Source organism: Ramlibacter montanisoli, from assembly GCF_013087525.1.
GTDB classification, from domain to species: Bacteria; Pseudomonadota; Gammaproteobacteria; order Burkholderiales; family Burkholderiaceae_C; genus Ramlibacter; species Ramlibacter montanisoli.
In genome coordinates this window covers 191,493-213,797 of the sequence record NZ_JABFCS010000002.1, presented here as the reverse complement: position 1 = coordinate 213,797, position 22,305 = coordinate 191,493, and the positions used below count along the sequence as shown (strand labels likewise).

The following is a 22,305-nucleotide window of genomic DNA, read 5'->3' as shown; positions in this document are numbered from 1 at the left end:
ACGAAAGAAACCTTCCACATGATTCGACTGAAAGGCATCACCCAGGGCTACGGCGCGCACGAAGCCTTGCGCGGCGTCGACCTGGACGTGGCGCAAGGCGAGATCTTCGGCATCATCGGCCGCAGCGGCGCCGGCAAGAGTTCGCTGGTGCGCACCATCAACCTGCTGAACCGGCCCAAGGCCGGCACGGTGAGCGTGGCCGGACGCGAGCTCACGGCGTTGCCGCCCGCTCAGCTGCGCGCGGCGCGGCGCGACATCGGCCTGATCTTCCAGCACTTCAACCTGCTGTCCTCGCGCACTGTCGCGGGCAACGTGGCACTGCCACTGGAGCTGGCCGGCGTTCCTGCCGCGGAAACCCGCACCCGCGTGCACGAACTGCTGGAGCTGGTGGGACTGTCTGGGCTGCACGACCGCTACCCGGCGCAGATCAGCGGCGGCCAGAAGCAGCGCGTGGGCATCGCCCGCGCACTGGCCAACCGGCCCAAGGTGCTGCTGTCCGACGAAGCCACGTCGGCGCTGGACCCGGAGACGACGCGCTCCATCCTGGGGCTGCTGAAACAGATCAACCGCGAGTTCGGCCTGACCATCGTGCTGATCACGCACCAGATGCAGGTGATCAAGCAGGTGGCCGATCGCGTGGCCGTCATCGACGCCGGCCGCATCGTGGAGCAGGGGCCCGTGATCGACGTGTTCACCCGGCCGCAGCACGCCACCACGCGCAGCCTGATCGAGGAGATCGTGCCGCAGGCGCTGCCCGAGAGCGTGCTGGAGCGCATCCGCGCGCTGATGACCGCGCGGCCGGCGGAAGACGCACAGCTGCTGCGCCTGGCCTTCGCCGGCAACGGCGCCGACCGGCCGCTGCTGTCCGACGTGGTCCGCGCGCACGGCATCGACCTGAGCATCCTGCACGGCCAGGTGGACGAAGTGCAGGGCCAGCCCTTCGGCTCGCTCGCGGTGTTCGCACGTGGCGCGCGCGACAAGCTCGATGCCGCGACCGCGCAGCTGCGCGGCGCCGGCGTGTTCGTCGAGGAGGTGGCCCATGTGGGATAACTTCAGCCCCGCGATGCTGGAGCTGTTCGCCGGCTCCCTGTGGGAGACGCTGCTGATGGTGGGCATCTCCGGCGTGGCCGGCGCGCTGATCGGCATCCCGCTGGGCGTGCTGCTGCGCCTGACCGACCAGGGCGGCGTGCTGCAGCACGCCGGCGTCAACCGGGTGGCCGGCGGCATCGTCAACGCGGTGCGCTCCACGCCCTTCATCATCCTGCTGGTGGCCATCATCCCGTTCACGCGGCTGGTGACGGGCTCTTCCATCGGCACCGCCGCGGCGGTCGTGCCGCTGACGCTGGCCGCCGCGCCCTTCATCGCACGGCTGGTGGAGACCTCGCTGCGCGAGGTGGACCACGGCCTGGTCGAGGCGGCGCTGGCCATGGGCGCGACCACGCGGCAGATCGTGTTCAAGGTGCTGCTGCCCGAGGCGCTGCCCGGCATCGTCGCGGGTTTCACCATCACCCTGGTCAGCCTCACCGGCTACTCCGCGATGGCGGGCGCCATCGGCGGCGGCGGCCTGGGCGACCTGGGCATCCGCTACGGCTACCAGCGCTTCCTGCCGGAAATCATGCTGGCCGTGGTGATCGTGCTGATCGCCTTCGTGCAGGCCGTGCAGAGCGCCGGCGACTGGGCGGTGCGCCGCCTGAGCCACAAGTGAACACCCAACGTCAACGCAAGGAAAACCAAGATGAACAAGCGAACCCTCCTGAAATCCACCCTGGCCCTCGCCATCGCCGCGGCCACCGGTTCCGTCCTCGCGCAGGACAAGCCGATCAAGGTCGGCGCCACCGCCGGCCCGCACTCGCAGATCCTGGAGCAGGTGAAGAAGGTCGCCGAGCGTGACGGCCTGAAGATCCAGATCGTGGAGTTCACCGACTACATCCAGCCGAACGCGGCGCTGTCCACCGGCGACCTCGACGCCAACAGCTACCAGCACAAGCCCTTCCTCGACCAGCAGGTCAAGGACCGCGGCTACAGGATCACTTCGGTGGGCTACACGGTCAACTTCCCGATCGGCATCTACTCGAAGAAGGTCAGGAGCCTGAAGGACCTGAAGGAAGGCGCGCGCTTCGGCATCCCGAACGACCCCACCAACGGCGGCCGCGTGCTGCTGGTGCTGCAGGACCAGGGGCTGATCAAGCTCAAGCCCGGCGCCGGCCTGAAGGCCACGCCGCTGGACGTGGTCGAGAACCCGAAGAAGCTGAAGTTCGTGGAGCTGGAGGCCGCGCAGCTGCCGCGTTCGCTCGACGACCTGGACGTCTCGGCCGTCAACACCAACTACGCCATCCCCGCCGGCCTGCACCCGGGCAAGGACGCCATCGCGCAGGAGAACGCCAAGAGCCCGTACGTGAACCTGATCGCCGTGCGCGAGCAGGACAAGGACAAGCCCTGGGTTGCCAAGCTGGTGAAGGCCTACCAGTCCGAGGAAGTGCGCAGGTTCGTGCAGGCGGAGTTCAAGGGCGCGGTGATCCCCGGCTTCTGAAGACGGCAGGCTGCGCTACGGGGACCCGGCGGCCGGGCCCCGGTCGGCCAGGTAGGGATCGACCAGCGCGCGCAGCTTCTCCGGCGTCACCGGCTTGGGGATCGTGCCCAGCACCCGCACGCCCTGGCCGCGGGCAATGACCGCGGCCATTTCCAGCGATGCCTGGTCCACGCTCGCCAGCACCAGCGCCACGGGGTGGGCCGACTTCTTCAGCATGGGGATCAGCTCAATGCCGTCCACCTCCGGCATCATCAGGTCGGTGATCACGATGTCGAAGTGCGCATCGCCGGCGCGCAGCAGCTTCATCGCTTCCTTGCCGTTGGCCACGCTCGCGACCTGCGCCGCGCCCAGCGTGCGCAGCATCTGCTCGAGCAGCGTGCGCTGGAAGGCGTGGTCCTCGACCACCAGGAAACGGAGTTCGTTCAATCCCATGCTTCCCTCCAGCTTGCGTTGTTCGTTCATCCCGCGTCCCCGAATTCGGCGTCGAGCCGCGCGTACTCGGCTTCCAGCGCCTGCACTGCCGACTGCAGTTCGTCCCAGCTGGCCTCGCGGCTCGCGGCCGTGACGAGCATGCAGCTTTCGGCGATGCCCCTGGCCCCCACCATGCCGCTGGCGCCCAGCATGCGGTGCGCCAGCTCGCGCACGGCTTCCAGGTCGCGCCGTCCCACGGCCTCGTACAGGCCGGCATAGTCCTCGCGGACGCTGTTCAGGTAGGCATCGACGATGGACTGGATGGTCTTCGCGTCCGAGCCCCAGGTGGCCTTGAGCAGCTGGGTGTCCACCGCGCTGCGGGACCCGGGCATGTCCGGCTCGGTCGCGGGCTGGGGCGCGCCGGCGACGGGGCGCGCCGGCACGTGCTTCCAGCGGTCGAGCGTGTCCAGCAGCCGCGGCAGGTCGACCGGCTTGAAGACGACGTCGTCCATCCCCGCCGCCAGGCACTTCTCGCGTTCGTCCTCGAGCGCCATCGCGGTGCAGGCGATCACGGGCGTGCGCCGCGCGCCGGTGGCCGCCTCCCGCTCGCGGATCCTGCGCGTGAGCTCGTAGCCGTCCATGCGGGGCATCTGGCAGTCGGTCAGCACCAGGCCGAAGCGGCCGCTGTTCCACTGCGCCAGAGCGTCCTCGCCGTCCACCGCCGTTTCCGCGGCGTAACCCAGCGACTGCAGCTGCTGCTGCAGCAGCAGCCGGTTCACCGGATGGTCGTCCACGACCAGGACCAGGCTGCCTTCCGCCTCGGCCTCGGCGACGGTGGGTGCCATGCGCACTTGGGCGGTCTTGCGCCGCAGGTCTTCCATCCTGCGCGCCATCGGTGGCGGCAGCAGCTCGGGGAGGCCTTGCGCACATCGAGCTCCAGGCTGAGCGTCGTGCCCGCACCGGGTTCGCTGGCCATGTGCACGGCCCCGCCCATCAGCTGCGCAAGCCGGCGCGAGATGACCAGGCCCAGCCCCGTGCCGCCGGCGGTGGTCGTGCCTGCGCTGCCCTGGACGAAGGGCTCGAACAGGCGCGCCTGCTCCTCGGCCGGGATGCCCACGCCGGTGTCGCTCACGGACAGCCGCACCCGCTGCGCGTCCTCCCCGTCCGCCAGCACCTCGACCTGCATCTCGATGCGGCCCTCGTGGGTGAACTTGACGGCATTGCTGACGAAGTTGCTGAGGATCTGCCGCAGCCGCAGCGCGTCGATGCGGGCCGCCGGGGCCAGGCGCGGGTCCAGCATGACCTCGATCGGCAGGCCCTTGCTGCCGGCCAGGCTGGCGTAGATGGTCTGCACGTCGTGCACGATGCCGGCCACCGAGCCGACCTCCTCGCGCAGCTCCAGCTTGCCGGCCTCGATCTTGGAGAAGTCCAGGATGTCGTCGATGATGCGCAGCAGCGCCTGGCCCGACTCGGTCACCACGTTCAGCATGTCGCGCTGCGTGTCGTCCAGAGGGCTCAGGCTCAGGAGTTCCAGCGTCCCCAGCATGCCGTTCATGGGCGTTCGGATCTCGTGGCTCATGGTGGCCAGGAACACGGCGCGGGCGCGGCTCACGCGCTCGAGCGCCTCGGCGCGTTCGTTCAATGCCTCGTTCAGCAGCTGGATATGCCGTTCCGTCGCCCGCGCCTCGGTCACGTCCTCGGCGATGCCGAGCAGGTGGGTCGGCTGGCCGGACGCGTCCAGCAGGGGATCTTCTTGGTATGCAGCAGCCGCACGCCGTCCGGGGTGAGGATTTCCTCCTCGGAGATGTCCACGACCTCCTTGCTGGCCAGCACCGCCCGGTCCTTGGCGACGAAGAAATCGGCCTCCTCGGGCGGGAAGAAATCGTGGTCGGACTTGCCGGCGATCGCCGCCTGCGTCAGGCCCGTCAGCCGCTCGCCGGCGCGGTTGATGCGCACGAAGCGCAGGTCGCGCGCGTCCTTCACGAAGATCATGTGCGGGATGTTGTGCACCAGCGATTCCAGGAAGCGGTTCGCCGCGGTCGCCTCCGAGGAGCGCCGGCGCAGGGCGCGCTCGGCGCCGGCGCGCTTGGTGATCTCGCGCCGGATCGCCACGAACACCGCGCCCAGCACCAGGGCCGCCAGCACCAGGGCGAGCACGGTGAAGGCCACGGTGCGCTCGCGGCCGTCGCGCAGCAGCCGGGCGCTGCTTTCCTCCTCCGCGCGGCCGATCGAATCGATGTGGGCCATGGCGCCGCGCAGTTCCGCCATGGCCGCCGCATCCCGGCCCGAGCGCACAAAGGCGCGCGCGGCCTCCGCGCCCTCGCGCCCGCGCAGGTCGACGGCTTCCTGCAGCACTTCGGACAGCCCGCGCACCGCGCGGTCCAGTGCTTCGACGGCGGGGCGGGCCGCGTCCCCGAGCACGGGGTAGGACACCAGCAGGCGACGCTCGCGCTCCAGTTCCCGCCGCTGCGCTTCCCAGCGCCCGTCGTCTCCGGCCGTGTCGGACAGCACGAGCGTGCGCTGGACGAAGACGGCATCGGCGACGGTGGCGTAGAGCTCGGTCAGGTCGGCGCGCATCTGGCGGATCTGGCCCAGCCGCTGGATCTCGCGCGAGTACTCCGCCGCGGCGCCGTACACGAGTCCGCCCACGGTCGTCAGCGCCGCGATGGCGCCGATGAAGCTGCCCATGATCTTCAGCTCGATGGGATCGAGCAGCACGCGCAGGCTGCGCTGGCCGGGGGCGAAGCGGTGCGTGGCCGTCCAGATGCCCACGCCCAGCACCAGGAAGGCGGACGCCGTGGTGAAGGCGATCGGCGGCGCCCACTCGTCCGTGCGCAGGTTCACCGCGCCCCAGGCGTGGACGGTGAACAGCACGAGCCCGATGGTGGCGGCGACGGCGGCGCAGCCGCGGGTGAGCGTGCGCAGCCGCCGCACCGGCAGGGTGGCCAGCGCGATGCCGAGGAAGGACAGGGCGGCCGCGCTGTACGGCGACATGCGGCCGGGGATGCGTCCGGGCCCCACCGAATAGTCGCGCACCAGCGCCTGGTCGATGTGCAGTTCGACGTCGAACACGTACTGCGCTGCCGTGGCCAGGCCGAGCAGCGCGACGGCCAGCCCCAGCGCCTGGGCGACGCGTGGCCAGGCCCGATCGCCGGGACGCCCGTCGCGCAGGGTGAGCAGCAGCAAGGCGCTGCCCGCGAACACCAGGCCGAACGCCGTGTTCGCCTTCATTTCCACGGCGCCGGGGATGCCGCTGCGCAGCCGCGGCAGGTCGAGGGCCCACCCGAGCAGTGCCAGCAACGCGAGCAGCACCGGCACGACGCCGCAGGTCCGCACGAGCGCCGCCGACCCGCTGCGCACGAGGCGGTAGTGCCGCCAGGTTGCCGAGGCGGCGAGGCCGGTGCCGGAGGACTTCGACGCTTGCTGAGCGCTCATGGATGCTCGTGGTCACGGCCGCGGAGCCGATGGGTGAGCATACACACGGCCGCGTTCTCCATGGGTGCATGCTGCTGCCGAGCCAGCGCGGCGCGCCCCGCGGCGCATCTCTTGCCGTATCCTGATCCTCCACAGGAAAGGCACAGGCCATGAAGGAACAAGCATCCGACCCGCATCCACTGAGCGACCTCGCGTACGACTGGATCACGCTCATGCAGAACAAGGCGCAGGCCCTGCTCGCCTACGACCAGTACATCAAGGATGCCGAGGCGGCCAGCTCGCCGGAATGCGCGGCATTCTTCCGCAAGGTGCACGACGCGGACAAGGCGCAGCTGGCGGAAGCCAAGCAGCACCTGGTCGCGGTCATGCAGGGGAAGATGGGGTCGCCGACGAAGTGAAGAACGCCAGCTTGCGCGCGCGCGGCAGGCCCTTGAGCTCCAGTTCCGCGCGCAGCGCCTCGCCGCGCGAGGGGTAGGCGCGCGCCGCCAGCACGCGCAGCGGCTGGAAGGAGCGCGTGAACTTCGCGCCCACGCCCAGCAGGTGCTGGTAGAAGCGCTGCTCCACGTCCAGCGCGATGCCCGCATAGAAGCGGCCGCCGTCGCATTCGAGCAGGTAGAGCCAGTACGTCCTGTCGCCGTTCACGGGGGATTCTCGCGCATGGCTGCGCGGGCCCCCCTGCCGCTAGCCGGCCGCTTGCGCCACCGCCACGCTGTACACCAGCGTCGCCAGCTCGCACTCCGCGTTCATCGAGTTGGTGACCAGGCACATGCGCTTGGCCTTGTGCAGCACGCCGATGGCCGTGGCCTCGTTCACCGTGGGCGGAATGCCCAGGCGCGGCGAGATCTTCACGCGGGTGAAGCGGGTGATGCCGTCCACGTGTTCCAGCAGCGCGTCGACGCCGACCTCGAGGTTCTGCCACTCCAGCTTCGATGCGCGCGCGGCGGCGCGGAAGGACAGGATGTAGCAGTCCGAGATGGCGGCGGCCAGCAGGGTCTCGGGAGACCAGAAGCCTTCCGGGCCGCCGAATTCCGGCGGCGCGTGCGTCTCGAGGTCCGGCAGGCCGGCGGCGCCGACCATCACGCTGCCGGTCGCCGCGGCGACGGCCTGCACGTGGTAGCGGTGCGGCAGCGGCTGGATGGAGCCCGCCATCCTCAGGCCCGCGCCTTCATCTTGCAGGTGCTGATGCCGAAGATGGCATAGGGCGGGCACCAGCCCACCAGGCCGGTGGCCAGCGGCACGATGCCCAGCCAGCCCCACCAGCCGATCGTCCCCGTGGCCGCCAGTCCCAGCAGCACCAGCCCCGCCACGATGCGCAGCACGCGGTCCACGCCGCCGACGTTCGCTTTCATGATCTCTCCTTCGTTGGATGCAGCCGATTGCAGCACCCGGGCCGCCGCGCGTATGTGACCTAGGTTACGCAGCCTCGGCCACGCGGCGCAGCGAGGCGGAGTCGCGGATGCGGATGCGCTCGCGCGAGAGCTCGATCCAGCCTTCGCGCTCGAAGCGCCGCAGCAGGCGCGTGACCATCTCGCGCACGGTCCCGAGCACGTCGGCCAGGTCCTGGTGCGTCACCGCCAGTTCGGGCCCGTGCCCCAGGAGCGCTGCGGCCAGGCGGCGGTCCAGCCGCTGGAAGGCGACGGCGTCGATCAGCGAGGCGAGGTCCGCCATCCGTTCCGCGAACAGGCCCAGCACGAAGTCGCGGAAGGCGGGATGCGAGAGCCAGGAGCGGAACACGGCCGGCGGCACCATCAGCAGGCGCGTGGGCCGCGTGGCCACCGCCTGCGCCACCAGGGGCTGCGTGCGGAACAGGGAGGCGCTGGAGACCAGGCACATCTCGCCGGGCGCCAGCCGGTAGAGCTCCAGCGTGCGGCCGTCGGGGGAGGGGCGGGATACGCGCACCTCGCCTTCCAGCAGCAGCGGAAAGCCCTGGCAGGGAGCGCTCTCGCTGAACAGCACGGTGCCCGCGGGCACGGAGATCGCCGAGGCGGCCTGGGCCTCCAGCGAGGGCAGCAGCTCGCGCAGCTGCGGATAGAGCGATCGGACCTGTTCCAGCGTTGCCGCTGCGGGCGAGGGGAGGGCCATGCTCCATGGTGGAGCGCCCGCGCGGCCCTTCCCTTGACCCGCGTCAAGCGCGCGCGGCTTGCCGGTGCCAGGGAAGCAGGGACTGCCGGTGGCGATCGACCCAGTACGCCCACAGCACCAGCAGCCACTGCGCCTGGCCCACCCATGCGATCGCGTCCACGTCGGGCGGCGGCGGACCGGCCATGTTGGCGGCGTGCACCAGTGCGAGGAAGGCGACCAGCCCGAGCAGGCCGTAGCGGCCGACGGCGTCCAGCGCGCGCGTGCAGCGCAGGTAGAGCCACACGCCGATCACGAACATGGGCACTTCGGCCATCAGCGTGGCCGCGCGCGAATTCCACAGGCCCAGGCCGACCAGGGTCTGCGAGCCGGGCGCCAGCGGCAGGTCGGGCACGTGCACCAGCGCGTCCAGCAGCCAGTGGCTGGGCACCAGCAGGCCGACCGCCAGGCTGCCGGCGAGATGGCGGTGCCGCCACGCGTGCAGCCCGCCCAGCAGCAGGCCCCAGCCCACGGCCATCAGCAGGCTGTGCGAGATCGGATAGGACTCGAACACCAGCGGCGTCACCTCGGTGGCGCCGGGTGCGATGCGCACCGTTTCGCTGCCCACGAGCAGCAGCGTCGGCCACAGCAGGTCGAGGAACTGCGCGGCGAGGAAGGCGGTGCCCAGCGAGACCTGCGGCACAGCACGCCGCACGGCGAAGGCCAGGCCGAAGTGGCCGATGAACATGCGCAGCCAGTATGGAGCCGGCCGCTGACGGCTCGCTGTCTCGCGACTGACGCCCGGCTTCCGGGCGGCCTCACCACCAGGGCTTCTGCCCGGGCTGGGGCACGCTGTGGCAGCGCTCGCAGGTGAACATCGCGGTGAAGGCGACGGTGCCGTGGCAGGTGCCGCAGGACTCGCCCTGGAAGATGCGCGTCATGTTCGTCGGGTTGGCGCCCGCGCGCGGCACGAACAGCGCGTCGTGGCAGTTGGCGCAAGCCAGCCACTGGGTGTGCACGCCGTGCGAGAAGCGCACGTAGGGCATCTGCGCCGTGTTCTTCATGAGCACGTCGTGGTCCAGCAGCTGCATGGCGCCACTGCTGCCCACGCCGGCGCGCGGCTGGATCAGGCCTTCGCGCAGCGCCCGCACCCAGTCGGGCTTGCCGCGGCCGTCGGGCGGCAGGCCGTTGAAGGCTTCCGCCGGCGGCTGCAGCGCGCCGGCCGCGGGACTGGCGGGGTCGATCACCGGCGCCGGTGGCGGGGCTTCGGTCGGTGGCTCCGGCATGCTGCCGAACAGGTCCGCCGGCTGCTGCTCCTGCGCGAGCGCGGCGCCGAACAGCACGGCGAGCGCCGTGGCCGCTGCCGCGAAGGCGCTGCGCGCGAGGAGCGGTGGGCGGGGACGACGGTGCTCTGGCATGGGGGACGGCTTGCCGCCGATGCTAGCGCAAGGTGTTTGCGCTATGGTGGCGGGCCATGAACCTTCCTGCTTCCATCGTCCAGGCCTTCGCGCCCACCGGCCGGCTGCGCGCCTCCATCAACCTCGGCAATCCCGTCCTCGCCGGCCAGGACGCGGGTGGCGCGGCCAAGGGCGTGTCGGTCGACCTGGCGCGCGAGTTCGCGCGGCGCCTGGGGGTGGAGGCGGACCTGGTCGTGTTCGACAACGCCAGCAAGTCGGTGGACGCGGTGGCGACGCAGCAGGCCGACATCGGCTTCTTCGCCATCGATCCCAAGCGCGCCGAGCACATCGCCTTCACGCCGCCCTACGTGCTGATCGAGGGCTGCTACCTGGTGCGCGAAGACTCGTCGCTGCGCGCGAACGAGGAAGTGGACCGCAGGGGACAGCGCGTGGTGGCCGGCCGTGGCAGCGCCTACGACCTGTACCTCACGCGCGAGCTGAAGCAGGCGCAGCTGGTGCACGCGGAGTCCTCGCAGGCGGTGGTGCAACACTTCCTGGACAGCGGCGCCGAAGTGGCCGCCGGCGTGAAGCAGCAGCTGGAAGCGGACGCGCGGCGCATCGGCGGCGTGCGCCTGCTGCCCGGCCGCTTCATGGTGATCCGGCAGGCGATGGGCTGCCCCCGCAGCCGCGGTGCCGAAGCGGCCGCGGCGCTGTCGGCGTTCGTCGAGGAGATGAAGGCCAGCGGCTTCGTGGCCCAGGCGCTGGCGCGGCACGGCGTGCAGGGCGCGTCGGTGGCGCCGGCCGGGGCGTGATCCGCAGGCCTTACTCGCGCAGCGCCTGGTAGCTGCCGCGCGCCACCGTCTCCAGGTTCACGCCTTCGATGCGGACCAGGCGCGTCGGACCGGAGCGGCCCGGCGCGTGGATGTCGCCCTCGTTGTACACACGGACATCGCCGGGGCGCATCGTGTATTCGCGCAGCTTGCGCACCCGCACGCGTTCGCCTGCAGCGGCGCCATCCACGCGCTGCCAGTCGCTCATCACGGTCTCGCCCTCGGCCTGGCCGTAGATGGCCCAGGAAGGGCCGTGGTCGTGCGGCCCGCCCTGCCTGGCATCCGTGTAGCGGTGCGCCAGGATGCAGAAGCCCAGTTGCGGGTCCTGGTACACGACCTTGCGTTCGGGCGACCGGTCGTCGAAGAGCGACTGCACGAAGGCGCGGTCCTGCAGGGCATCGCGCAGGATGGCGGCCGCCTGCTCGCGGCCGGCGGGGTCGTTGCCGTGTTGCAGGGTCTCGCGGATGCGGACGGCCAAGGTCTGGAGCGTGAGGGGCATGGCGTTTCCTGTTTGACGGAGTGGCAGGGGACTTGCACCATACGAGTTCAAGTGCACTTGAAGTCAAGGGGTGGCGTGATGGACATCGCGGAAGTGGCAAGGCGCTCCGGCATCCCGGCGTCGGCGCTGAGGTACTACGAGGACAAGGGGCTGATCGCCTCCACCGGCCGCGACGGCCTGCGGCGGCGCTTCGATCCGCGCGTGCTCGACCAGCTGGCGCTGGTGCGGCTGGCGCAGGCGGCGGGCTTCACGCTGGCGGAGATCGCGACCATGTTTTCACCGGAGGGCAAGCCCAGCATCGAGCGGCGCATGCTCTCCGCCAAGGCCGACGAGATCGACGGCATGGTGCGCCGGCTGAGCGCCGTGAGCAAGGGCCTGCGCCACGCGGCCGTGTGCCCGGCCCCCAGCCATGCCGAATGCCCGACCTTCCAGAAGCTGCTGAAGGCAGCGCTGCTGCGGCCCGCTTCCGAGTTACGGCTGGGCACAACGGGCCCCCGGGCGAAGCGCCGCACCCTATAGTCCCCGGCATGCCCGCATGCCTGCAACGCTTCCTCGGCGCGGTCCTCGCCGCCTGCCTCTGCCATTCGGCCGCAGCCCAACCCGCCTCCCCTTCGCTCCTGTCGCAGCCCCTGTCGCGCGAGCAGTTCGCCAGCTGCGTGCAGAACCTCGCGCAGCAGACGCAGCTTTCCGGCCGCCCCCTGCACCGCGCGGACTTCGAGCGCATCGCGGCCGCCGCGCAGTACGACGACCGCGTGCGCCAGTCCATGCTGGTGACCACCGGCGAGCCGACCTTCTGGTGGGACGAACTGGCCGCCACCACCGATGAAGAGCGCGTGCAGCAGGGCCGCGCCGTGCTGGCGCGCGATGGGCAGACGCTGCAGCGCATCGAGGCGCAGTTCGGCGTGCCCAAGGAGATCATCGTCGCGATCTACGGCATCGAGACCAACTACGGTCCCTCGCAGGGCCGCATCCCGGTGCTCGATGCGGCGATGAGCCTGGCCTGCCTGCGGCCCTGTCCCGCATCCGCGAGCGCGGCGGGCAGCTGCATGTCGCGCGAGCGCGCCTTCGCCGCCGTGCGCGTGCTGCGCGACCGGCGCGTGCCGGCGGAGAACTGGCAGGGCTCCTGGGCCGCCGCCTTCGGCCGCACGCAGTTCGTGCCGGACAGCTTCGAGCAGCTGGCGGTGGACTTCGACGGCGACGGCGTCTCCGACATCATCAATTCCGAGCCCGATGCCTGGGCCACGACCGCCAACCACCTGAAGACGCGCGGCGGCTGGATCCTGGGCGCGCCGGTGTACATCGAAGTGGCGGTTCCGGCGGCGCAGCAGGCGGAGTTCAACACCGGCGGCGAGTCCAAGCGCTACCCGGAGCGCGCCAAGCCGCTGTCCCAATGGGCGGCGCAAGGCTGGACCGCGCTCGGGCCGGACGGCCAGCCGGTGCCGCTGCAGGTGCCCGGCGACCCCGAGGTGCATCCCTTCTTCCCCGTGGGCCTGCCGGGTCCCGCCTTCCTGGTCACGCGCAACTTCGAGACCATCCTGCGCTACAACCGCTCGGTGCGCTACGTGATGGAGGTCGCGCTGCTGGCCACCAAGATTTCGGGCGGCCGCGACTTCGCCACGCCCTGGCCGACCGACGACCCCGGCCTCACGCGCGCGCAGGTGCGGCAGTTGCAGGCCTGGCTGGCTTCGCGCGGCCACGCGCAGGTGACGGCGGACGGCGTGATCGGGCGCCTCACGCGCGATGCGATCGAGAAGGAGTTCGTGGCCAGGGGCCTGCCGCCGCAACGCCGCGTCGGCCAGCGCACGCTGCAGCTGCTGATGCAGCCCTAGGGCGGGAGCCCGGGAATCGGCGCATGGCATCCCCGAAATTCGAATGGGCGGCGTGCATCGGCCGCTTCCAGCTGTTCCACAACGCGCAGCTCGCGCTGCTGCGCGAGGCGCTGCGGCTGGCGCCGCGCTGCGCGGTGCTGGTCGGCTCCGCGCGCCAGGCCCGCTCGCCGCGCAATCCCTTCACCTTCGAGGAACGGGTGGAGGCGATCCGGCTGGCCTTGAGCGAGGAGGAACGCGCGCGCGTGGACTTCCTCGCCGTGCGCGACGTCTACGACCAGAAGCGCTGGGTGCAGCAGGTGCAGGCCACGATGGCCAAGCTGACCGGATCGGAGCGCACGCGCATCGTGCTGGTGGGCCACCGCAAGGACCCCACCGGCGAATACCTCAACGAATTTCCGGGCTGGCCGCTGCACGACGCCGGCCGGCAGGGCGAGGTGCACGGCAAGTCACTGCGCGCGGCGCTCTACTCCGCGGACTCGGTGGACGAGGCGCTGGCCGCGCTGGCCAGCCAGGTGCCGCCCGCGATGATCGGCTTCCTCCGTTCCTGGGCGCAGCTGCCTTTCCTGGCGAGGCTGCGCGAGGAATGGGCCGAGCTCGCCGAGGAACATGACAAGTGGGCGATGTCGCCCTATCCGCCGGTGTTCGTCACGGTGGATGCCGTCGTGCGCATCGCCGGCCACGTGCTGTTGATCCGGCGCGGCCGCGCGCCCGGCAAGGGCCTGCTGGCGGTGCCGGGCGGCTTCATCGAGCAGCGCGAGACGGCCTACCAGTCGGCGGTGCGCGAGCTGCAGGAGGAAACGGGCTTCCACCTGCTGGCCTCGGAAATGGAACACGCCTGCAAGGCCATGCGCATCTTCGACCACCCGGACCGCAGCCAGCGCGGCCGCGTGATCACGCACGCCTTCTACTTCGACCTGGGCGAGCGCATGCTGCCGGAGATCGCGGGCAGCGACGACGCGGCGGAAGCACGCTGGGTGCCGATCGCGGAGCTGCCGTCGCTGGAAGACCAGTTCCACGACGACCACTTCCACATCCTCGAAGCCTTCCTCACGTCACCGGCGCCGGATTGAACAGCACCAGCTGGTTGTGCAGCTTCCACTGCTCGGCCCAGGTCTTCCTGCGACCGCTGGCCACCTCGAGCATCAGCCGGAACATCTCCCAGCCCACTTCCTCGATGCTCGCCTTGCCCTCGGCGATGGTGCCGGCGTTGACGTCCATCAGGTCGTGCCAGCGCCGCGCGAGGTCGCTGCGGGTGGCGACCTTGATCACCGGCACTTCGGCCAGCCCGTAGGGCGTGCCGCGGCCGGTGGTGAACACGTGCAGGTTCATGCCCGCCGCCACCTGCAGCGTGCCGCAGATGAAGTCGCTGGCCGGCGTGGCGGCGTACACCAGGCCCTTGCCCTTGAGTTTCTCGCCCGGGGGCAGCACGGCATCGATGCGCGAGGTGCCGGACTTGACGATGGACCCCATCGCCTTCTCGACGATGTTGGACAGGCCGCCCTTCTTGTTGCCCGGCGTGGTGTTGGCGCTGCGGTCCACGCTGCCGCGCTGCAGGTAGGCGTCGTACCAGGCCATCTCGCGCACGATCGCCTGCGCCACTTCGGGTGTCGCGGCGCGAGGTCAGCAGCTGCGCCACGCCGTCGCGTACCTCGGTGGTCTCGGAGAACATGACGGTGGCGCCCGCGCGCACCAGCAGGTCGGTGCAGAAACCGACGGCGGGATTGGCCGTGACACCGGAGAAGGCATCGCTGCCGCCGCACTGCACGCCCACCACCAGTTCGCTGGCCGGCACGGTTTCGCGCCGGCGCGCGTTCAATCGCTTCAGGTGAACCTCCGCCTGCCGCAGGATCGAGTCGACCATGGACATGAAGCCGACATGCGCGTCGTCCTGCAGGCACACCACGTCCAGCTCCTGCGGCTCGCCGCGCTGGTCGGCGATCGGGATGCTGCCGGGCGGCAGCAGCCGCTCGGGCTGCAGCTTCTCGCAGCCCAGGCTCACCACCATCACCTCGCCGCCGAAGTTGGGGTTGAGGCTGATGTTGCGCAGCGTGCGGATCGGGATCACGGCGTCCGGCGCGTCGATCGCCACGCCGCAGCCGTAGCCGTGCTCCAGCGCGACCACGTCGTCGACGTTCGGGTATCGGGGCAGCAGCTGCGACTTGATGCGCTCGATGGCGAAGCGCGTGACGCCCGCCACGCACTGCACGCTCTGCGTGATGGCCAGGATGTTGCGCGTGCCCACCGAGCCGTCCGGGTTGCGGTAGCCCTCGAAGGTGTAGCCCTGCAGCGCCGGCTGCGGCTCGCGCTTCGCCGTCGCGCGAACGGCAAATCGTCCAGGCTGCGCGCCTCCGGCATGCGCAGCAGGCGCTCGTGCACCCAGCTGCCCGCCGGGATGTCCTGCAGCGCGTAGCCGATGGTCACGTCGTAGCGCCGGATCGCCGTGCCCGAGGGCAGGTCCACCAGCGCCACCTTGTGGCCTTGTGGCACCTTCTCGCGCAGCGTCAGGCCGGACGGAAACACGGTGCCGGCCGGGAGCCCACCATCGTTCGCCACGATGGCGACGTTGTCGGCCTCGTGCATGCGGATGAACAGGGGCTCCTGCGGCATCACTCGGCCTTGATGTTGGCAGCCGCCACGACCTGCGCCCAGCGCTTGCGTTCGGTGGCGAACAACTGGTCCTGCTCCTGCGGCGTCATGGTGACGACCTCGGCGCCCTGGCCGGCCAGCCGCCCGCGCACCTCGGGATTGCGGATGGCGCTCACCAGTGCGGCGTTGAGCTTCTGCACCACGGCTTCCGGCGTGCCCTTGGGCACCAGCACGCCCTGCCAGCTGCCGGACTCGAAGCCCGGCGCGCCCTGTTCGGCGATGGTCGGCACGTCGCCGATCAGGGGCATGCGCGAGCGCTTGAAAACGGCCAGCAGCTTGAGCTTGCCGCCCTGCACGTGGGGGTAGGTCGCCAGCATGCCGTTCATGAGCACCTGCGTCTGGCCGCCGATGGTGTCGGAGATGGCCTGGCTGCCGCCTTTGTAGGGCACGTACTGCCAGCGGGCGCCGACCATGCTGGCCAGCGACACGCCGGCCAGGTGCGGCGCGCCGCCGGTGCCGCTGACGGCGAAGTTCAGGTCCTTCTGCCTGGACAGCGCGACCAGTTCCTTCAGGTTGTTGGCCGGCACCGAGGGGTGCACCACCAGCAGGTGCGGGGAGTACGCCAGCATGGACACGCCGCGCAGTTCCTTGGACGGATCGAGCGGCAGCTTGGGGTACACCGAAGGCGAGATCGCCAGCGCGCCGACGTCGCACAGCAGCATCGTGTAGCCGTCCGCGGGCGACTTGGCCACGAAGTCCGCGCCCAGGTTGCCGTTGGCACCGGGCTTGTTCTCCACCACCACCGTCTGCTTGAGCGACTCGGCCATCAGGTTGCTGATGGCGCGCGCGATGATGTCCGAGGACCCGCCGGGCGGGTAGGGCACGACGATGCGCAGGGGCCTGGATGGCCAGTTGTCCTTCTGCGCCAGCGCGGCGGGCGCGGCGAGCACTGCGGCCGTGGACAGCACGGCCTGGCGGCGGGTCACGTTCATGCGGGTCTCCTTGGGGTTGTCGTTCCGTTCAGGCCTGCGTGTAGGCGGTCTTGACGGTGGTGTAGAACTCGGCGGCGTAGCGGCCCTGTTCGCGCGGGCCATAGCTGGAGCCCTTGCGGCCGCCGAACGGCACATGGTAGTCCACGCCCGCGGTGGGCAGGTTCACCATCACCATGCCAGCCTGCGAGTGGCGCTTGAAGTGCGTGGCGTGCTTGAGCGACGTGGTGGCGATGCCGGCGGCCAGGCCGAACTCGGTGTCGTTGGCCAGATGCAGCGCTTCCTCGTAATCCTTCGCGCGCAGGACGCTGACCACCGGGCCGAAGATCTCTTCGCGGTTGATGCGCATCTGCGGCGTGGTGTCGGCGAACAGCGCGGGCTTCAGGTAGTAGCCGGGTGCGCCGTCGGCGTTCTTCGCCATGGCTTCGCCGCCGGCGACCAGCCGCGCGCCTTCGCCCTTGCCGATCGCGATGTACTCGAGGTCCTGCGCCAGCTGCTTCTCGTCCACCACAGGGCCGATCTCGGTGCCGGCCTTGCGCGCGTCGTCGACCTTGAGGGCCTGGATGCGCTTGGCCATGGCGTCGACGAAGCGGTCGTGGATGCCCTGCGTGACGATCAGCCGCGAGGACGCCGTGCAGCGTTGGCCGGTGGAGAAGAAGCCGCTGTTGATGGCGGCATTGACGGCGACGTCGAGGTCGGCGTCGTCCAGCACCACCATGGGGTTCTTGCCGCCCATCTCCAGCTGGAACTTGGCCATGCGCGCGACGCAGGCCTGCGCGATGCGCTGGCCGGTGGCCACCGAGCCGGTGAAGCTGATCGCATTGACGCGCCTGTCGTCCAGCAGGACCTGCCCCACTTCGGAGCCGCGGCCCATCACCAGGTTGAACGCGCCGGCCGGCAGGCCCGCGCGGTGCAGGATGTCCGCCAGCGCCCAGGCGCTGCCCGGCACCAGGTCGGCGGGCTTGAGTACCACGGTGTTGCCGAAGGCCAGGGCCGGCGCGATCTTCCACGCGGGAATGGCGATCGGGAAGTTCCAGGGCGTGATCAGGCCGACGACGCCGACCGGCTCGCGCGTGACTTCGACGCCGACGCCGGGACGCACCGAAGGCACGACTTCGCCTCCCACGCGCAGCGCTTCGCCGGCGAAGAACTTCAAGATGTTGCCGGCGCGGGCGACTTCGCCGATGGCTTCCGGCAGTGTCTTGCCTTCTTCCCGCGCCAGCAGGTCACCCAGTTCGGCCTTGCGCGCGAGGATCTCGCTGCCGGCGGCGTCGAGGATGTCGAAGCGCTGCTGCGGCGTGGAGACGCCCCAGGCAGCCTGCGCCTTGGCGGCGGCACCGATGGCGGCACGCGCCTGCTCGGCATCCGCCTGCGCGTACTCGCCGACCAGGTCGCGCGTGTCGGAAGGGTTGATGTTGCGGGAGGCGCGGGGGCCGGAGACCCACTCGCCGGCGATGAGGTTCTTGAACATTCTGTCTCCTTGCATTCACTCCCTCCCCCTCTGGGGAAGGTTGGGATGGGGGCGCTGGACGACGCGGTGCCTCCCAGCGCCCCCACCCCCCCCCCTCCCCAGAGGGGGAGGGAGAAATTCAACTCACATCACCGGACCAGGCAAGGCCTCTTCGGATCGAACTTCCACCCCGGCACCAGGAACTGCATCGCGATCGCGTCGTCGCGCGCGCCCAGTCCGTGCTGCTGGTACAAGCGGTTGGCCTTTTCCAGTTCGCCTTCGTCGATCTCGATTCCGAGTCCGGGCTTCTTCGACACCTGCACGTAGCCGCCTTCGATCTTCAGCGGATCCCGCGTGAGGCGCTGGCCGTCCTGCCAGATCCAGTGCGTGTCGATCGCGGTCACCTTCCCGGGCGCGGCCGCACCCCACGTGCGTGAACATGGCCAGAGAGATGTCGAAGTGGTTGTTGGAGTGCGAGCCCCAGGTGAGGCCCCAGTCGCGGCAGGTCTGCGCCACGCGCACCGAGCCGGCCATGGTCCAGAAGTGCGGGTCGGCCAGCGGGATGTCCACGGACTGCAGCGCCAGCGAGTGCGCCATCTGGCGCCAGTCGGTGGCCACCATGTTGGTCGCGGTCGGCAGGCCGGTGGCGCGGCGGAATTCCGCCATCACCTCGCGGCCGGAGAAGCCATCCTCGGCGCCGCACGGGTCTTCGGCATAGGCCACGACGCCGCGCATCTTCTCGCCCAGGCGGATCGCGTCCTTCAGCAGCCAGCCGCCGTTGGGATCGAGCGTCACGCGCGCCTGCGGGAAGCGTTCGTGCAGCGCCGTCACCGCTTCGACTTCCTCGTCGCCGCGCAGCACGCCGCCCTTCAACTTGAAGTCCTGGAAGCCGTAGCGCTCCTGCGCCGCTTCCGCCAGGCGGACGATCGCGGCCGGCGTCATCGCCTCTTCGTGCCGCAGGCGCAGCCAGTCGTCCTGCGCTTGCGGTTCCGACGCGTAGGGCAGCCTGGTCTTCCTGCGGTCGCCGACGTAGAACAGGTAGCCGAGCATCTGCACCGCGTCGCGTTGCTGGCCTTCGCCGAGCAGTGCGGCCACCGGCACGCCGAGGTGCTGTCCCTGCAGGTCGAGCAGCGCCGACTCCACCGCCGTCACCGCATGGATGGTGGTGCGCAGGTCGAAGGTCTGGTTGCCGCGGCCGCCGGCATCCCGGTCGGCGAACTTCGTGCGCATCGCGTTCAGGATCGCCTGCAGGTTGCCGACGGTCTGGCCTTCGACCAGCGCGCGCGCGTCCTCCAGCGTCTGGCGGATCTTCTCGCCGCCCGGCACCTCGCCCAGGCCGGTGTGGCCCGCGTTGTCGGTGACGATGACGATGTTGCGCGTGAAAAATGGCGCATGCGCGCCCGAGAGGTTGAGCAGCATGCCGTCGCGCCCGGCGACCGGGACGACGCGCATGCTCTTGACGACGGGTGCAGCCATCTTCAGTCGGCCGTGATCTTGCGGGTTTCGATCAGCGACTTCCACTTGGCGAATTCGATCGCCTGGAAGCGGCCGAACTGCTCCGGCGTGTTGGCGACGATCTCAAAGCCCTGCGCCAGCAGCTTGTCCTTGACCGCGGGGTCGTTCAGCGAAGCGGCGATGGCGGCGTGCAGCCTGGCCTTGACGTCCGCGGGCAGGCCCTTGGGCGCCGCGACCGCCTGCCATGACTGCACTTCCGCGCCCTTGACGCCCTGTTCCTGCAGCGTCGGCACTTCCGGCAGCAGCGGCGAGCGCTTGTCCGAGGAGATCGCCAGCGCGCGCACCTTGCCCGCCTTGATGTGCTGGATGATGCTGTTGATGTTCACGAAGGCCGCTTCCACCTGGCCGCCCAGCAGGTCGTTGATGGCGGGGCCGCCGCCCTTGTACGGGACGTGCAGGCCTTCGGTGCCGGTCTGCTGCCACAGCAGCTCGGCGGAGAGGTGGTCCGAGGAGCCGTTGCCCGACGAAGCGAAGCTCACCTTGCCGGGGCTCTTCTTCAGGCCCGCCAGCAGTTCGGCGACGTTCTTGTAGGGCGAGCTGGCCGGCACGGCCAGCACGTTGGGCGCCTGCACGGCGACCGTGATCGGGTCGAAGTCCTTCAGCGCGTCGTACTGCACGCCCTTGAGCAGGTGCGGTGCGATGACGAAGGGGCCGAGCGAGGACACGAACAGCGTGTAGCCGTCCGCGGGCGCGCGCTTCACGAACGCCGCGCCGATGGTGCCGGTGGCGCCGGCCTTGTTGTCGACGACGAAGCTCTGGCCCATCTTCTCCGACAGCTTCTGCGCCAGCACGCGGGCGATGTTGTCGGTGGAACCGCCGGGCGGGAAGGGCACGACGATGGTGACGGGCTTCTCGGGATAGGCGAAGGCGACCGTGGCCGCGACGGCGACGGCCAGGCCCAGCAGGGTCTTCTTGATCATGGAGAGTCTCCTAGGGACGAGGGGATGCAGCCGGCTTATTGGGTGCCGAGCTTGCGGATGAGGGCGGCCAGTTCTTCCACTTCCTGCGGCTTGAGGTCCGACAGCGGCGGGCGCACCGGGCCGGCGCTCTTGCCGACGACGGTGGCGCCGGCCTTGACGATGGACACCGCGTAGCCTTCGCCCTTGTTGCGGATGGCCAGGTAGGGCAGGAAGAACTCGTCGATGATGCGGCTGACGGTGGTCTGGTCGCCGCTGGCGTAGGCGTTGTAGAACTGGATCGCCGTGCGCGGGATGAAGTTGAACACCGCCGACGAATAGGTGGGCACGCCCAGCGCCTTGTAGGCGTTGGCATAGACCTCGTGCGTCGGCATGCCGCCGATGTAGACGAAGCGGTCGCCCAGCTGCTGGCGGATGGACACGATGCGCTCGATGTCGCCCAGGCCGTCCTTGAAGCCGATCAGGTTGGGGCAGCGCTCGGCCAGCTTCAGCAGCGATTCCGCGGTGAGCTTGGTGGCGCCGCGGTTGTAGACGATCACGCCGATCTTCACGCTCTTGCACACGGCCTCGACGTGGCGCACCAGGCCGTCCTGGGTGGCTTCGGTCAGGTAGTGCGGCAGCAGCAGCACGCCTTCGGCGCCGTTGCGTTCGGCTTCCTGCGCGTACTTGATGGCCAGCGTGGTGCCGCCGCCGGCGCCGCCGACGATGGGCACGCGGCCCTTGCAGGTCTGCGCGGCGGTCTTGATGACGGCGGCGTATTCCTGCGGCTCCAACGAGAAGAACTCGCCGGTGCCGCCGGCGGCGAACAGCACGGTGGCGCCATAGGGCATCAGCCACTCGAGGCGGTCGGCGTAGCCCTTGGGTTCGAAGCGCAGTTCGCTGTCGAAATCGGTGAGGGGGAAGGAGAGCAGGCCGGAGGAAAGGGCCTTCTTCAGTTCATTCGGGGACATGGGGCATCCGGTCAAGAGGTAGGACATCATACAACTGCTCGGAAGCTGCCGCCACCAAATCCGACCCGGCGCCGGGGTTTAGCGCGCTTCCGCCAGCCGCCGCCGCCGCTCGCGGCTGTTCGCCAGGTGGGTGCGCATGGCCGCCCGGGCCGCCTCCGGGTCCTGCCGGCTGATCGCCTCGACGATGCTCTCGTGCTCGAATTCACCCGCCGCAGATAGGCCTCGCGATCCGGCGTCAGCGGGCCGGGCGGTTCCAGCCGCGCGCGCGGGATCATCATCCGCCCAGCGTGGCCATCAGGTCCACGAAGTGGTGGTTCTGGGTCGCGCGGGCGATCTCCAGGTGGAACTGGAAGTCGGGGCCGACGGCGTCGCGGCCTTCTTCCACCGCGCTGATGAAGGCGGCCAGCGCATTGCGCAGCGTCTTCAGGTTCTCCGGCGTGCGGCGCATGGCGGCGAGCGCGGCGCTCTCGGTCTCCACGCCGATGCGCAGTTCGAGCACGGCGATCACGTCCTGCAGCGTGCCCAGCTGGTCGGGCGAGATGCGGAAGGACGCCGCATCGCCCAGGCCGACCACGAAGGTGCCGACGCCGTGGCGGGTTTCGACCAGGCCGGCGGCCTGCAGCCGCGAGATCGCCTCCCGCACCACGGTGCGGCTGACGCCGAACTCTTCCATGATGGCCGCCTCGGTGGGCAGCTTCTCGCCGGTGGCCAGCGATCCATCGCGGATGCGGCCGGTCAGCGTGTCCACCACGTCATGGGCGAGGCTGCGGGGGCGGCGGCGGACCACTTCGTTCATCGGGAAAACCCTCTCTTGGCGACTTGCCGGTACGGGAATACTTGTACGACGACTGATAAGGGATGACAAGTGCCTGCTGTCCGGACTGTAGCAGGCCCCCCACGCAAGGACCC

The 22,305-nt window shown here is 70.3% G+C and carries 23 protein-coding genes and 3 pseudogenes; 8 read left to right on the top strand and 18 right to left on the bottom strand.

Annotated elements, in window-relative coordinates:
• The first annotated feature begins 18 nt into the window (after positions 1 to 18).
• From HK415_RS23250 to HK415_RS23240, 3 genes are read left to right on the top strand one after another with little or no spacing between them, the layout of a single operon-like run.
• The gene (locus tag HK415_RS23250) at positions 19 to 1,050 is read left to right on the top strand and encodes a methionine ABC transporter ATP-binding protein (RefSeq protein WP_171563754.1); all 1,032 of its coding nucleotides are present in this window, start codon (positions 19 to 21) and stop codon (positions 1,048 to 1,050) included.
• On the top strand, positions 1,040 to 1,705 hold the full coding sequence (locus HK415_RS23245; protein WP_171563753.1) for a methionine ABC transporter permease: 666 nt from the start codon (positions 1,040 to 1,042) through the stop codon (positions 1,703 to 1,705). Before HK415_RS23250 ends, HK415_RS23245 begins: the two co-directional genes overlap by 11 nt.
• A 30-nt stretch (positions 1,706 to 1,735) precedes the next feature.
• Complete coding sequence (locus HK415_RS23240; RefSeq protein ID WP_171563752.1) at positions 1,736 to 2,530, top strand: MetQ/NlpA family ABC transporter substrate-binding protein; 795 nt, start codon at positions 1,736 to 1,738, stop codon at positions 2,528 to 2,530.
• A gap of 15 nt (positions 2,531 to 2,545) precedes the next feature.
• Here the strand turns inward: HK415_RS23240 and HK415_RS23235 are convergent, their stop codons facing one another.
• Genes HK415_RS23235 through HK415_RS23220 form a run of 4 tightly spaced genes read right to left on the bottom strand, consistent with a single transcriptional unit; the run spans position 2,546 to position 6,376 of the window.
• A complete protein-coding gene (locus HK415_RS23235; protein WP_171563751.1) occupies positions 2,546 to 2,992 on the bottom strand; it encodes a response regulator in 447 nt (148 codons plus the stop codon).
• On the bottom strand, positions 2,989 to 3,786 hold the full coding sequence (locus HK415_RS23230) for a response regulator (protein WP_171563750.1): 798 nt from the start codon (positions 3,784 to 3,786) through the stop codon (positions 2,989 to 2,991). The genes HK415_RS23235 and HK415_RS23230 overlap by 4 nt, the downstream gene beginning before the upstream one ends.
• Positions 3,717 to 4,634, bottom strand: a complete 918-nt coding sequence (locus tag HK415_RS23225) for an ATP-binding protein (protein WP_171563749.1) — start codon at positions 4,632 to 4,634, stop codon at positions 3,717 to 3,719. The genes HK415_RS23230 and HK415_RS23225 overlap by 70 nt, the downstream gene beginning before the upstream one ends.
• Entirely contained in the window at positions 4,631 to 6,376 is a 1,746-nt protein-coding gene (locus HK415_RS23220) for a PAS domain-containing protein (protein ID WP_171563748.1), read from the bottom strand. The genes HK415_RS23225 and HK415_RS23220 overlap by 4 nt, the downstream gene beginning before the upstream one ends.
• A 149-nt stretch (positions 6,377 to 6,525) precedes the next feature.
• Between HK415_RS23220 and HK415_RS23215 the strand changes: the two genes are divergently transcribed.
• On the top strand, positions 6,526 to 6,774 hold the full coding sequence (locus tag HK415_RS23215) for a hypothetical protein (RefSeq protein WP_171563747.1): 249 nt from the start codon (positions 6,526 to 6,528) through the stop codon (positions 6,772 to 6,774).
• Here the strand turns inward: HK415_RS23215 and HK415_RS23210 are convergent.
• The 6 genes from HK415_RS23210 to HK415_RS23185 form a co-directional block, all read right to left on the bottom strand.
• Positions 6,740 to 7,018 carry a GIY-YIG nuclease family protein gene (locus HK415_RS23210; RefSeq protein WP_171563746.1) on the bottom strand — a complete coding sequence of 93 codons (279 nt, stop codon included), beginning with the start codon at positions 7,016 to 7,018 and terminating at the stop codon, positions 6,740 to 6,742. The genes HK415_RS23215 and HK415_RS23210 overlap by 35 nt on opposite strands.
• 39 nt (positions 7,019 to 7,057) lie before the next feature.
• On the bottom strand, positions 7,058 to 7,525 hold the full coding sequence (locus tag HK415_RS23205; protein ID WP_216370085.1) for an OsmC family protein: 468 nt from the start codon (positions 7,523 to 7,525) through the stop codon (positions 7,058 to 7,060).
• 2 nt (positions 7,526 to 7,527) lie between these two features.
• Complete coding sequence (locus HK415_RS23200; RefSeq protein ID WP_171563745.1) at positions 7,528 to 7,725, bottom strand: YgaP family membrane protein; 198 nt, start codon at positions 7,723 to 7,725, stop codon at positions 7,528 to 7,530.
• A gap of 64 nt (positions 7,726 to 7,789) precedes the next feature.
• Positions 7,790 to 8,458 (bottom strand): Crp/Fnr family transcriptional regulator, encoded by a 669-nt coding sequence (locus tag HK415_RS23195; RefSeq protein ID WP_171563744.1) that lies wholly within the window; start codon positions 8,456 to 8,458, stop codon positions 7,790 to 7,792.
• 43 nt (positions 8,459 to 8,501) lie between these two features.
• Positions 8,502 to 9,182: a hypothetical protein gene (locus tag HK415_RS23190; RefSeq protein ID WP_171563743.1), complete on the bottom strand. Its 681-nt coding sequence runs from the start codon at positions 9,180 to 9,182 to the stop codon at positions 8,502 to 8,504.
• 70 nt (positions 9,183 to 9,252) lie between these two features.
• Positions 9,253 to 9,852, bottom strand: coding sequence for a c(7)-type cytochrome triheme domain-containing protein (locus tag HK415_RS23185; RefSeq protein ID WP_171563742.1), 600 nt, complete (start codon positions 9,850 to 9,852; stop codon positions 9,253 to 9,255).
• 56 nt (positions 9,853 to 9,908) lie between these two features.
• On the opposite strand from HK415_RS23185, the gene HK415_RS23180 reads away from it, so the two are divergent.
• Positions 9,909 to 10,643 carry an ABC transporter substrate-binding protein gene (locus HK415_RS23180; RefSeq protein ID WP_171563741.1) on the top strand — a complete coding sequence of 245 codons (735 nt, stop codon included), beginning with the start codon at positions 9,909 to 9,911 and terminating at the stop codon, positions 10,641 to 10,643.
• Positions 10,644 to 10,653: 10 nt separating this feature from the next.
• Here the strand turns inward: HK415_RS23180 and HK415_RS23175 are convergent, their stop codons facing one another.
• On the bottom strand, positions 10,654 to 11,160 hold the full coding sequence (locus HK415_RS23175; RefSeq protein WP_171563740.1) for a cupin domain-containing protein: 507 nt from the start codon (positions 11,158 to 11,160) through the stop codon (positions 10,654 to 10,656).
• Between the two features lie 78 nt (positions 11,161 to 11,238).
• Here HK415_RS23175 and HK415_RS23170 point away from each other — a divergent pair, with 78 nt between their 5' ends.
• From HK415_RS23170 to HK415_RS23160, 3 genes are read left to right on the top strand one after another with little or no spacing between them, the layout of a single operon-like run.
• On the top strand, positions 11,239 to 11,679 hold the full coding sequence (locus HK415_RS23170; RefSeq protein ID WP_171563739.1) for a helix-turn-helix domain-containing protein: 441 nt from the start codon (positions 11,239 to 11,241) through the stop codon (positions 11,677 to 11,679).
• Between the two features lie 8 nt (positions 11,680 to 11,687).
• On the top strand, positions 11,688 to 12,989 hold the full coding sequence (locus HK415_RS23165) for a lytic murein transglycosylase (RefSeq protein WP_171563738.1): 1,302 nt from the start codon (positions 11,688 to 11,690) through the stop codon (positions 12,987 to 12,989).
• A gap of 23 nt (positions 12,990 to 13,012) precedes the next feature.
• Positions 13,013 to 14,059 (top strand): NUDIX domain-containing protein, encoded by a 1,047-nt coding sequence (locus HK415_RS23160; protein ID WP_171563737.1) that lies wholly within the window; start codon positions 13,013 to 13,015, stop codon positions 14,057 to 14,059.
• Here the strand turns inward: HK415_RS23160 and garD are convergent.
• The 7 genes and pseudogenes from garD to HK415_RS23125 form a co-directional block, all read right to left on the bottom strand.
• Positions 14,037 to 15,596: pseudogene (gene garD, locus HK415_RS23155) on the bottom strand (galactarate dehydratase). The gene HK415_RS23160 and the pseudogene garD sit on opposite strands and share 23 nt — an antisense overlap.
• Positions 15,596 to 16,567: a Bug family tripartite tricarboxylate transporter substrate binding protein gene (locus HK415_RS23150; RefSeq protein WP_171563736.1), complete on the bottom strand. Its 972-nt coding sequence runs from the start codon at positions 16,565 to 16,567 to the stop codon at positions 15,596 to 15,598. The pseudogene garD and the gene HK415_RS23150 overlap by 1 nt, the downstream one beginning before the upstream one ends.
• A 28-nt stretch (positions 16,568 to 16,595) precedes the next feature.
• Positions 16,596 to 18,035: an aldehyde dehydrogenase family protein gene (locus HK415_RS23145; protein WP_171563735.1), complete on the bottom strand. Its 1,440-nt coding sequence runs from the start codon at positions 18,033 to 18,035 to the stop codon at positions 16,596 to 16,598.
• Between the two features lie 128 nt (positions 18,036 to 18,163).
• Positions 18,164 to 19,490: pseudogene (gene gudD, locus HK415_RS23140) on the bottom strand (glucarate dehydratase).
• Positions 19,491 to 19,492: 2 nt separating this feature from the next.
• A complete protein-coding gene (locus tag HK415_RS23135) occupies positions 19,493 to 20,446 on the bottom strand; it encodes a Bug family tripartite tricarboxylate transporter substrate binding protein (RefSeq protein ID WP_373684675.1) in 954 nt (317 codons plus the stop codon).
• Between the two features lie 38 nt (positions 20,447 to 20,484).
• Positions 20,485 to 21,396 (bottom strand): 5-dehydro-4-deoxyglucarate dehydratase, encoded by a 912-nt coding sequence (gene kdgD / locus HK415_RS23130; protein WP_171563733.1) that lies wholly within the window; start codon positions 21,394 to 21,396, stop codon positions 20,485 to 20,487.
• A 78-nt stretch (positions 21,397 to 21,474) separates the two neighbouring features.
• Positions 21,475 to 22,192: pseudogene (locus tag HK415_RS23125) on the bottom strand (FadR/GntR family transcriptional regulator).
• Between the last annotated feature and the right edge of the window lie 113 nt (positions 22,193 to 22,305).

Bases quoted from the DNA above. Each gene is read 5' to 3' on its own strand.
- HK415_RS23245 (WP_171563753.1), top strand. From the start codon at position 1,040: ATGTGGGATAACTTCAGCCCCGCGATGCTGGAGCTGTTCGCCGGCTCC.
- HK415_RS23215 (WP_171563747.1), top strand. From the start codon at position 6,526: ATGAAGGAACAAGCATCCGACCCGCATCCACTGAGCGACCTCGCGTAC.
- HK415_RS23205 (WP_216370085.1), bottom strand. From the start codon at position 7,525: ATGGCGGGCTCCATCCAGCCGCTGCCGCACCGCTACCACGTGCAGGCC.
- HK415_RS23240 (WP_171563752.1), top strand. From the start codon at position 1,736: ATGAACAAGCGAACCCTCCTGAAATCCACCCTGGCCCTCGCCATCGCC.
- HK415_RS23165 (WP_171563738.1), top strand. From the start codon at position 11,688: ATGCCCGCATGCCTGCAACGCTTCCTCGGCGCGGTCCTCGCCGCCTGC.
- HK415_RS23200 (WP_171563745.1), bottom strand. From the start codon at position 7,725: ATGAAAGCGAACGTCGGCGGCGTGGACCGCGTGCTGCGCATCGTGGCG.
- HK415_RS23175 (WP_171563740.1), bottom strand. From the start codon at position 11,160: ATGCCCCTCACGCTCCAGACCTTGGCCGTCCGCATCCGCGAGACCCTG.
- HK415_RS23250 (WP_171563754.1), top strand. From the start codon at position 19: ATGATTCGACTGAAAGGCATCACCCAGGGCTACGGCGCGCACGAAGCC.
- HK415_RS23160 (WP_171563737.1), top strand. From the start codon at position 13,013: ATGGCATCCCCGAAATTCGAATGGGCGGCGTGCATCGGCCGCTTCCAG.
- kdgD (WP_171563733.1), bottom strand. From the start codon at position 21,396: ATGTCCCCGAATGAACTGAAGAAGGCCCTTTCCTCCGGCCTGCTCTCC.
- HK415_RS23190 (WP_171563743.1), bottom strand. From the start codon at position 9,182: ATGTTCATCGGCCACTTCGGCCTGGCCTTCGCCGTGCGGCGTGCTGTG.
- HK415_RS23170 (WP_171563739.1), top strand. From the start codon at position 11,239: ATGGACATCGCGGAAGTGGCAAGGCGCTCCGGCATCCCGGCGTCGGCG.
- HK415_RS23195 (WP_171563744.1), bottom strand. From the start codon at position 8,458: ATGGCCCTCCCCTCGCCCGCAGCGGCAACGCTGGAACAGGTCCGATCG.
- HK415_RS23180 (WP_171563741.1), top strand. From the start codon at position 9,909: ATGAACCTTCCTGCTTCCATCGTCCAGGCCTTCGCGCCCACCGGCCGG.
- HK415_RS23145 (WP_171563735.1), bottom strand. From the start codon at position 18,035: ATGTTCAAGAACCTCATCGCCGGCGAGTGGGTCTCCGGCCCCCGCGCC.
- HK415_RS23185 (WP_171563742.1), bottom strand. From the start codon at position 9,852: ATGCCAGAGCACCGTCGTCCCCGCCCACCGCTCCTCGCGCGCAGCGCC.
- HK415_RS23235 (WP_171563751.1), bottom strand. From the start codon at position 2,992: ATGAACGAACAACGCAAGCTGGAGGGAAGCATGGGATTGAACGAACTC.
- HK415_RS23150 (WP_171563736.1), bottom strand. From the start codon at position 16,567: ATGAACGTGACCCGCCGCCAGGCCGTGCTGTCCACGGCCGCAGTGCTC.
- HK415_RS23220 (WP_171563748.1), bottom strand. From the start codon at position 6,376: ATGAGCGCTCAGCAAGCGTCGAAGTCCTCCGGCACCGGCCTCGCCGCC.
- HK415_RS23230 (WP_171563750.1), bottom strand. From the start codon at position 3,786: ATGGCACCCACCGTCGCCGAGGCCGAGGCGGAAGGCAGCCTGGTCCTG.